This window comes from Tropicibacter alexandrii (genome assembly GCF_003667315.2).
GTDB lineage: Bacteria > Pseudomonadota > Alphaproteobacteria > Rhodobacterales > Rhodobacteraceae > Tropicibacter > Tropicibacter alexandrii.
In genome coordinates this window covers 189400-198205 of sequence record NZ_RCTZ02000008.1, presented here as the reverse complement: position 1 = coordinate 198205, position 8806 = coordinate 189400, and the positions used below count along the sequence as shown (strand labels likewise).

At 65.8% G+C, this 8806-nt stretch carries 8 protein-coding genes and 1 pseudogene; 4 read left to right on the top strand and 5 right to left on the bottom strand.

Annotated features, from left to right (window positions below):
- Nucleotides 1–64 precede the first annotated feature (64 nt).
- The 3 genes and pseudogenes from D8Z78_RS12840 to D8Z78_RS12830 form a co-directional block, all read left to right on the top strand.
- Nucleotides 65–418, top strand: a pseudogene (locus D8Z78_RS12840) (GSCFA domain-containing protein); the annotation flags it as partial.
- Nucleotides 408–1058, top strand: a complete 651-nt coding sequence (locus D8Z78_RS12835; protein ID WP_121632953.1) for a hypothetical protein — start codon at nt 408–410, stop codon at nt 1056–1058. The pseudogene D8Z78_RS12840 and the gene D8Z78_RS12835, both read left to right, overlap by 11 nt.
- A 122-nt stretch (nt 1059–1180) precedes the next feature.
- Nucleotides 1181–2116, top strand: a complete 936-nt coding sequence (locus tag D8Z78_RS12830) for a DMT family transporter (RefSeq protein WP_164932957.1) — start codon at nt 1181–1183, stop codon at nt 2114–2116.
- On the opposite strand, the gene D8Z78_RS12825 is transcribed toward D8Z78_RS12830, so the two are convergent.
- A complete protein-coding gene (locus D8Z78_RS12825) occupies nt 2101–2766 on the bottom strand; it encodes a DUF2161 domain-containing phosphodiesterase (RefSeq protein WP_121632964.1) in 666 nt (221 codons plus the stop codon). The genes D8Z78_RS12830 and D8Z78_RS12825 overlap by 16 nt on opposite strands.
- An 82-nt stretch (nt 2767–2848) precedes the next feature.
- Between D8Z78_RS12825 and D8Z78_RS12820 the strand changes: the two genes are divergently transcribed.
- Nucleotides 2849–3841 (top strand): TraB/GumN family protein, encoded by a 993-nt coding sequence (locus tag D8Z78_RS12820; protein ID WP_121632951.1) that lies wholly within the window; start codon nt 2849–2851, stop codon nt 3839–3841.
- A 110-nt stretch (nt 3842–3951) separates the two neighbouring features.
- Here D8Z78_RS12820 and D8Z78_RS12815 read toward each other — a convergent pair whose 3' ends face one another.
- The 4 genes from D8Z78_RS12815 to coaBC form a co-directional block, all read right to left on the bottom strand.
- A complete protein-coding gene (locus D8Z78_RS12815; RefSeq protein ID WP_121632949.1) occupies nt 3952–5964 on the bottom strand; it encodes a M3 family metallopeptidase in 2013 nt (670 codons plus the stop codon).
- Nucleotides 5965–6066: 102 nt separating this feature from the next.
- Complete coding sequence (locus tag D8Z78_RS12810; RefSeq protein ID WP_121632948.1) at nt 6067–7104, bottom strand: HesA/MoeB/ThiF family protein; 1038 nt, start codon at nt 7102–7104, stop codon at nt 6067–6069.
- Complete coding sequence (dut, locus tag D8Z78_RS12805) at nt 7104–7559, bottom strand: dUTP diphosphatase (RefSeq protein ID WP_121632946.1); 456 nt, start codon at nt 7557–7559, stop codon at nt 7104–7106. Before dut ends, D8Z78_RS12810 begins: the two co-directional genes overlap by 1 nt.
- A gap of 26 nt (nt 7560–7585) precedes the next feature.
- Nucleotides 7586–8779 carry a bifunctional phosphopantothenoylcysteine decarboxylase/phosphopantothenate--cysteine ligase CoaBC gene (coaBC, locus tag D8Z78_RS12800; RefSeq protein ID WP_121632944.1) on the bottom strand — a complete coding sequence of 398 codons (1194 nt, stop codon included), beginning with the start codon at nt 8777–8779 and terminating at the stop codon, nt 7586–7588.
- Nucleotides 8780–8806: the final 27 nt, after the last annotated feature.

Below are 8806 nucleotides of genomic sequence, written 5' to 3'. Positions count from 1 at the left end.
CTTCGGGGTGTGCTTCTTCTGGTCCATAGGGTTCATCCTTTGAGAGTTTTACTCTCCGGTAAACCCGGGGCGGTTCAACCACGTGCTGGTGGCCACGATCTATTCGAAATCCACCTTGCGGGCCGTCGCGGGCGACATGGCCGCCACCAATCCGCGCATCGACTACTTCCCCTCTTACGAGATCATCTCGTCGCCGCCCTATGGTGGGCAGTTCTACGCGCCCAACAAACGCTCGGTCGAGCTGTACGGCGTGGCGCATGTGATGAAGCAGTTCTTTGCCGGAATCGAGGCGCAGGGCCTGCCCGACGCGCCGGCGCCCCAACCCACACAGACCACCGCGCCCCGACCGGAGGCGGAACAGGACAAGGACGACCTCGTCTGCGAGGAAGAAATGCTGGAGTTCTTCAATGGCAACTGAGTTCACCCTGACCGGCGACAGCAATTGTGGCGCCGTCGGGCGCGCGGCGCGCGCGGCAAGCATCCCGTTCAAGGGCGGGCCGGTGGCCAATGGGCGCCGCGCCGATGAGCGCTTTTTCGAAATCGACGATGCGGGCACGGCGATGTTCCACGAGGATCTCGGCGGTCATGGCCGCTTTACATGCGAAGACCTGCTGGACCCGTCGCGTCCCATGCTGTCGACCCTCGGCTTCAACACGCAGCGCATCGGCATGGCGCTGAACCCCTATCTGCGCACGCAGGGCATCGCGTTCGAAAACCTGTCCGACGCGGTGCTGGATCAGGGGCTTGAGGATTACAAGGCCGGGCCGCTGGCATTCTACCGCGAGGCGGTGCGCCGCGGGATCGAGGTGTTCGTCACCTACTCGCCACAGCGGTTTCCCGAAACCTATTTCGAAACCGCGATCAAGATCGAGGCGCTGCTTGCGGCCAAGCTGCAGGAGATCGGGGTGACCATGGTCGATGTCCGTGCCGAGACGACGGATGACAAGGGGCGGCTCTTGCCGGAACTGGCAACCGAGCGCGAAGGCGATCAGACCCATGCGAACGATGTCTGGGGCAAGGCCGTTCTGGATCGCTTCCTCGAGATGAGGGCGGCCTGAGTCCGGACCGTCCGTGACGCCCAAGGGGCTATCCAGAACCGCGGCCCGGCTTTTCATTCCTGCCGGGCGGGTCTAGGCTTTGGCGCGCAGCCATTTCGCGCTGCACACCGAAAGGCTCCCTCATGCCCGTCTCTCCCGCTGCGCCGCTGCACAGCGCCCCGCCGCCCGTGCGCCAACCTGACAACCTGCGCGGGCTTGTCCTGATGATGCTGGGCTTTGCCTTCTTCGCGGCCTGTGACGTGCAAGCCAAGGTGCTGACCGCCGAAATGCACCCGATCCAGATCGTATGGTTCAGGATGATCGGGCTGTTCCTTGGGGTGATGGTGTTGCTGGCCCTGCGCGGGCGGCACCTGCTGCGCAGCCGCAACGTCCCCTTGCAGATGGCACGCGGGGCGGCGGCGGTGGCCTCGGCGGTGTGCTTCACCATCACGGTTCGGCATGTGCCACTGGCCGATGCGGTCGCCGTCTCGTTCATCGCGCCCTTTGTCGTGACCGTCGCCGGGGCTCTTGTCCTGAAAGAGCCGGTGGGGCCGCGTCGCTGGGCCGCCGTCACCATCGGTTTCGTCGGGATGCTCATCATCATTCGCCCGGGGCTGGGCGTCTTTCACCCGGCCATCGGCTTCGTCGTGTTGGCGGCCTTCCTGTTCGCCAGCCGACAGATCGTGTCGCGCTATCTGGCCGGGTCCGACAGCATCACCACCACGGTGGCCTATACCTCGATCACGGCGACCGTGTTGGCCTCGGTCCTGTTGCCGTTCTTCTGGACCACGCCCACGGGCTGGGAAACATGGGCCATCATCCTTGGCCTGACGACCACGGCGGCACTGGGCGAGGTTCTGGTGATCCGCGCGCTCGACATCGCGCAGGCGGTCGTTCTGGCGCCGCTGCACTACACGCTGATCTTGTGGAGCACGATGTACGGCTTTCTCGTGTTCGGCGACCTGCCGGACCACTGGACGCTGATCGGCGCGGCGATCATCATCGCCTCGGGCCTGTATACCCTGCACCGCGAGCGGCTTGCCATGCAGCGCAAGACATCCGATCAGTCGCAGGAATAGGCCCAGTCCTTCAGCCCCTTGCGTCCCTCGGGAGTCAGGTCGTAGATGCCGGTTTCGACCTTGCGGAACCAGCCGTAGTGGTTGTCCCGCATGATGCGTGTCGCTGCGGCGACCTGTGTCGCCTTCGCCACGTCCTTGCCCCGCGATGCCCCTGCCCCGGCCAGAAAGCGCGCGCAGACGAGGCTGTCCTGCCGATAGCCGGTGACGATGCCATAGCGGGTCGCGCCGCCCTCGTTCGGGTCGCCGCGCAGGCGGTTGAATTCGCGCAAAAGCTTGGCCTGTCTGGACGTGTTCTTGCGCGGCGCGTAGGGGCCCGGGTCGCACAGGACCTCGGTCACGCCATCCTCGCGCACCGTGATGAAACCCAGCCCCAGCCGCCGACACAGCGCCAGGTTGTCCTTGAGCGCACGTTTGGCCGTGCGCCCCGTCGGGCGGGGCACGGCGATATAGACGTGATCGCTGAGCGTCAGGCGCGCCACCGCCTGATGAAACAGGCTCAACGTCAGGCGCAGTTTCAGCTCGACCAGCACGGGCGGTTCGTCGCCGCGCACAGCGACCATGTCGACCGCGCCGACCTCCCCCTTGACGGTATAGCCCTGCACTTCGAGAAGCGCCTTGACCGGCGCGTAAAGTTCACTCTCCCGCCTCATGATCGCCACCATGGGCAGGCAGGTTCCCCTTGTCCAGCGCGCGCGGCTGCGAAAGACTGCGCGCATTGCATGGAGGGCCCGCATGTCCCATTTTCTGACTGCCATCGCGTTGCTGATCGGCCTGACATCCACCGCCTTTGCGCAATGCAGCGGCACGGATCTGCGACCGACGCTGACCGCCGAGGAGGACGCCGCGATCGAGGCAGAACTGGCGCAGACCCCGTTTGCCGTGGGCAATCACTGGATTGCCGAGAAGGACGGTGAGGTGATCCACCTGATTGGCACGATGCACCTGTCCGATCCGCGGCTGGACGCGCCGTACACCCGGCTGCGCCCGGTGGTGCAGGCGGCGGGCAAACTGCTGCTGGAGATGACCAAGGACGAAGAGGCAAAGATGCAGGCGGCGCTGGCGTCACGCATGGACATGCTGATCCTGCAGGATACCAGCCTGCCCGAGTTGCTGGACGAAGGCGAATGGCAGATGCTGTCCGCCGCCATGCGCGCGCGCGGCATGCCGCCGGTGATGGGGGCCAAGATGCAGCCGTGGTATGTCTCGATGCTGCTGTCGATCCCGACCTGCCTGCAATCGGCCATGCAGGAGCGCAACGGGCTGGATGCGCGGCTGGAGGCTTTGGCCGGGCAAAGCGGCGTGCCCACCGGCGCGCTGGAGCCGTTCGACACCGCGTTCGAGGCCTTTGCCGCTGTACCGTTGGAAATGCAGATGTCGATGCTGCTGGCCTCGCTGACCGAACCGGGAACCAGCGTCGATCTGTTCGAGACCCTGCTGAGCGGGTATTTCGACGAAAGCCATGCCGAGATCCAGATGGTGCTGGAACGGCTTTCGCCACGCTTGACGCCCTTGGATGACGCCGAGAGCAAGGCGGTGTTCGACATGATGGACGACACGCTGGTCAAAGCACGGAACACGGCATGGATCCCGGTCATTCTGGAGGCGGCCGCAGAGACCGAAGGGCCGGTCGTCGCAGCGTTCGGGGCCGCCCATCTGGGCGGCGAAGACGGGGTTTTGAAACTGCTGCAAGCCGCAGGTTTCAGCCTGAGACGGGCCGCTTTCTGACAGGACGGGAGAAGGCTTTTCGAAAAGCCTTGAGACACGCAAATTCCAATTTGCGTGACCAAGCGCCTTGCAAGGCGCTTGGATCAAGGCGCTTCGAAGCGCCTTGCGCGTCAGGCGGCGAGGCCCCGCCCCTTCAGCAGCGCCTCGACACCGGGCATGCGGCCACGGAACTTCAGGTACAGTTCGGCCGCGTCCTCGGACCCGCCGCGCGACAGGATATGCGCCTCCAGCCTTTTGGCCATGTCCGGGTCGAACGCGCCCCCGGCCTCCTCGAAGGCGGCGAAGGCGTCCGCATCCATGACCTCGGACCACATGTAGCTGTAATAGCCCGACGAATAGCCATCGCCCGAGAACACATGCGCGAATTGTGGCGTCGCGTGCCGCATCGGAATGGCGCGGGGCAGGCCCATCGCCTCAAGCACCTCGGCCTGTTTCTGCATCGGGTCGCCGGGCGCGGCGCCCGAGTGGAATTCAAGATCGACCATGGCCGACGCGATATACTCCACGGTCTGGAACCCCATGTCGTAGGTCGCGGCCTTCAGCACCTTGTCCAGCAGGTCCTGCGGCATCGCCTCGCCCGTCTCGGCATGGGTGGCGAATTCCGACAGGACCTCCGGCACTTCCAGCCAGTGTTCATACAATTGCGACGGCAGCTCGACGAAGTCGCGCGCCACCGATGTTCCCGACACCATGTCATAGGTCACGTCCGACAGCATTTGGTGCAAGGCGTGGCCGAATTCGTGGAACAGCGTGCGCGCGTCGTCATAGGACAGAAGCGCCGGGTCGCCCTTGGCGAAGTTGCAGACATTGACGACGATCGGGATTTGCGTGTCCGGGAACTTGCGCTGCGACCGGAAAGCCGAGCACCACGCCCCGGACCGTTTCGAACTGCGCGCGAAGTAATCACCGATGAAGACCGCCATCACCTCGCCCTCGCGCCGCACTTCCCAAGCGCGGGCATCCGGGTGGTAAAGCGGCACGTCGAGCGGCGCGAACTCCAGCCCGAACAGCCGCCCGGCACAGGCAAAGGAGGCCTCGATCATGCGGTCGAGTTGGAAATACGGCTTGACCTCGGACTCGTCGAGATCGTGCAGCGCCTTGCGCCGCTTTTCCGCATAGTACCGCCAATCCCACGGCTCCAGCGGGCCGTCGATCCCGTCGGCGCGCATCATCTTTTCCAGTTCCGCCCCGTCCGTCTCCGCGGCCTTGCGCGCGGGGGCCCAGACATCGTTGAGCAATTGCCGCACGGCGCCCGGTTCACCGGCCATCTCGGTTTCCAGCTTGAAATGGGCGAAATCGGGGTAGCCCAACAGCTTGGCCCGCTCTTCGCGCAGGCGCAGCGTCTCTGCGGCGATCGCGCGGTTGTCGGTGGCCCCGCCATTGGCGCCACGCGCCGCCCAAGCCTCGAACGCGATCCGGCGCAGGTCCCGGCGCGGCGAGAATTGCAGGAAAGGCACCACCACCGAGCGCGACAGAGTCAGGACAGGGCCATCCTTGCCCCGCTCCTGTCCGGCGGCGCGCATGGCGTTGACGAGGAAGGCGGGCAAGCCGGTCATCTCGTCTTCTGACATGGCGCGGAACCAGTCGCGCTCATCCGCCAGAAGGTTCTGCGTGAATTGCGTGCCCAAGGCCGCAAGCCGCTGGGTGATCTCCTTCAGCCGCGTTTCCTCGGCGCCGTCCAGCGCCGCGCCCGATCTGACAAAGCGCCGATGCAACAGCATCAGCACGCGCGCCTGTTCGTCGGTCAGATTCAGCGTGTCACGGCTTTGCCACAGCGTGTCGATGCGTTGGAACAACGCCTTGTTGGAATAGATTTCGGACCCGTGCGCTGCGAATTTCGGCGCATAGTCGCGCATCAAGGCCTCGCGCTCGGGGGTGCTGTCCGCGCCCGCGACATTGTAAAAGACCCCGGCGGCCTTATCCAGCAGGGTCCCGGTGCGAAACAGCGCCTCGATCGTGTTCTCGAAGGTGGGGGCGTCCGCGTTCTCGGCGATCGCCGCGACCTCCTGCAAGTCTTCCGCCATGCCGCGATCGAAGGCCTCGGCGAACTGCCCATCCTCGATCCGGTCGAACGGCGGCAGGGCGTGCGGCGTGTCCCAGTCGGACAGCAGGGGATTGGTCATGATGCGTCTCCTGAACGGTGTCACCCAAAGCTAGGACTGCACGGCAGAACCTTCAATCCGGTGAACACACCCGCACAGGGATATGATCGCCAAGGCGATGGCTCAGCCGCCGCAGACCGGGCAATCGTCGCGGCGTTTGAGCCCGAATTTCCGCGTCTCGCCCCAAAGCGCGTCATAGATCAGCATCTCGCCACGCAGGACCGCGCCCGCGCCGGTGATCAGTTTGACCGCCTCGACCGCCATCATCGACCCGACAACCCCCGGCAAAGGCCCCAGAACTCCTGCCTCGGCGCAACTGGGGGCCAGTCCGGGTGCCGGTGCCTCGGGAAAGATGCACTGATAACACGGCCCTGCGACCGAAGGCTGGAACACCGAGACCTGCCCCTCCCATTGCGACAACGCGCCCGAGACCAGCGGCTTGCCCTGCGCGACGCAGACGGCATTCGCAAGGTAACGGGTTTCGAAATTGTCGGTGCCGTCCAGCACGAGGTCATACTCGTCGATCAGGTCGGCCGCGATATCGTCGGTCAGGCGTCGCCTGTAGGGTTTGACCTCCAGATACGGGTTCACCGCCTTCATGGCGCGTTCCGCCGAAAACACCTTGCCCACCCCGATATCCGCGTCGCGATGGATCACCTGCCGCTGAAGGTTGCCCGCGTCGACCTCGTCATCGTCAATGACGCCAATCGTGCCGACACCTGCCGCCGCGAGGTACAACAGGGCGGGCGAGCCAAGCCCCCCGGCCCCGATGACCAACACCCGGGCCTGCTTCAGCTTCTTCTGGCCGGGCCCACCGAGTTCGCGCAGGACGATGTGGCGCACGTAGCGATCCAGTTCGCCATCTGCGAAATGTCCGGGGGCTTGGGTCACCTGCGGCTCCTTGTCCTGCGCCCGCTGTCGTAGCGCGCCAAGCCCCGCGCGGTAAAGTGCAACCAGCGCCGCAACACCCAGAAGAATCAACCACGGCATGGCCGTGCCCCCGGTTGCCACACGCAGGCCATGCCCGCCCGGCAGCACCAATTGTGCCAAGACCACGGCGCCAATCACGAGGGCGATGAGCGTCCAACGCATCCGCGTTGGCGTGCCCATGACCGCCCCCAAGGCATAAAGCGCCGCGCAAAAGGCCAGAACCGCAACCATCAGCCGCGCCCCGTCGAGCCAAAGCCGCCCGCGCCCCGCACGGTCTCGGGCAAGGTGTCCGCCACCTCGAACCGGGCCTGCACCACGGGGGCGACGACCATCTGCGCGATCCGGTCGCCGTGCGCGATGACAAAATCCGCCTCACCGGCATTCATCACGATGACCCCCAAGGGTCCGCGATAGTCGCTGTCGATCGTGCCGGGGCTGTTGGGCAGCGTGATGCCGTGTTTCAACGCCAGACCGGAGCGCGGCCGGATCTGCACTTCGAACCCCTCGGGGATGGCCAGCCGCAACCCGGTCGGCACCAACACCCGCGCCCCCGGCGCCAGCACGATCTGGCCACGATCCGGCAGGTTCGCGCGCAGGTCGGCACCCGCCGCCCCCGCAGAGGCATAGACCGGCAGCCCAAGCGACCGATCCGCGCCCGCGTCCCAGGCAAAGACTATTTCGATCATGGCTTCTTCTCTTTCCAAATACCCGATCAGCGCAACGCCTCGGCCATGCGCGCCGCCAGCCGACGTGCGACTTCGGCCTTGGCAGCGCGCGGCCATGTCTCTGTGCCATCCGCCGTGATCAGCAGGACCGCATTTTCGGACCCGCCCATGATCCCGGTCTCGGGCGATACGTCATTTGCCACGATCCAGTCGCAGCCCTTGCGTTGGCGCTTGGCGGTGGCGTGACGCTCGACATCATCCGTTTCCGCAGCAAAGCCCACCACCAAGGCCGGGCGACCTGCGCCCATCTGCGAAACCTCGGCGAGGATGTCGGGATTCTCGGCGAATTCCAGCACCGGCAAGGCCCCGTTCACCTTCTTGATCTTGGAGCCCGACGCAGTCGCCACCCGCCAATCCGCGACGGCGGCGGCAAAGACACCGGCAGCGACCGGCAGCGCGGCATGCACCGCCTCGCGCATTTCGCGCGCGGTCTCGACCTCGACCACCTGAACGCCCGCAGGGCGGGCCGCATCCGCCGGCCCGGTGACAAAGACCACCTCCGCGCCCAGATCCCGCAGCGCCTCGGCAATCGCCGTGCCCTGCGCACCCGAGGACCGGTTGGCGATGTAGCGTACCGGATCGATGGGTTCATGCGTCGGGCCGGATGTCACCAGCACGCGCCGCCCCTTCAGCGGGCCGTCGCCCAGCGCCGTATCGATGGCCGCCAGCACGGCGGCCGGTTCGGCCATCCGCCCCGGCCCGTGTTCGCCACAGGCCATGTCCCCCACATCCGGACCGACCACGCGCACGCCATCGCCTTGCAACACCGCGAGGTTGCGCTGCGTTGCCGGGTGTTCCCACATGCGGACGTTCATCGCGGGGGCAATCATCACCGGCGTGTCCGTCGCCATGAGAAGGGTCGAGGCAAGATCGCTCGCGAGGCCCTGCGCCATCTTGGCCATCAGGTCCGCCGTCGCAGGGGCAACCACGACCAGATCCGCGACGCGGGACAACTGGATGTGACCCATTTCGGCCTCTTTCGTCAGATCGAACAGGTCGCGATGCACCACCTCGCCCGCCAGCGCCGAGACGCTCAGCGGCGTGACGAATTCCTCTGCTGCGCGCGTCATCACCGGCGTCACCGACGCCCCCTGCCCGCGCAGAAGACGGATCAGTTCAAGGCACTTATAGGCAGCGATGCCGCCCCCGATGATCAGCAATATCCGTTTGCCCGCCAGCATGTGCCGCCCTCCAAGTGCCTGTCCCGC

Excerpts from the sequence above, each read along its gene's own strand:
- D8Z78_RS12815 (WP_121632949.1), bottom strand. The coding sequence starts at position 5,964 with ATGACCAATCCCCTGCTGTCCGACTGGGACACGCCGCACGCCCTGCCG.
- D8Z78_RS12835 (WP_121632953.1), top strand. The coding sequence starts at position 408 with ATGGCAACTGAGTTCACCCTGACCGGCGACAGCAATTGTGGCGCCGTC.
- coaBC (WP_121632944.1), bottom strand. The coding sequence starts at position 8,779 with ATGCTGGCGGGCAAACGGATATTGCTGATCATCGGGGGCGGCATCGCT.
- D8Z78_RS12830 (WP_164932957.1), top strand. The coding sequence starts at position 1,181 with ATGCCCGTCTCTCCCGCTGCGCCGCTGCACAGCGCCCCGCCGCCCGTG.
- D8Z78_RS12825 (WP_121632964.1), bottom strand. The coding sequence starts at position 2,766 with ATGAGGCGGGAGAGTGAACTTTACGCGCCGGTCAAGGCGCTTCTCGAA.
- dut (WP_121632946.1), bottom strand. The coding sequence starts at position 7,559 with ATGATCGAAATAGTCTTTGCCTGGGACGCGGGCGCGGATCGGTCGCTT.
- D8Z78_RS12820 (WP_121632951.1), top strand. The coding sequence starts at position 2,849 with ATGTCCCATTTTCTGACTGCCATCGCGTTGCTGATCGGCCTGACATCC.
- D8Z78_RS12810 (WP_121632948.1), bottom strand. The coding sequence starts at position 7,104 with ATGGTTGCGGTTCTGGCCTTTTGCGCGGCGCTTTATGCCTTGGGGGCG.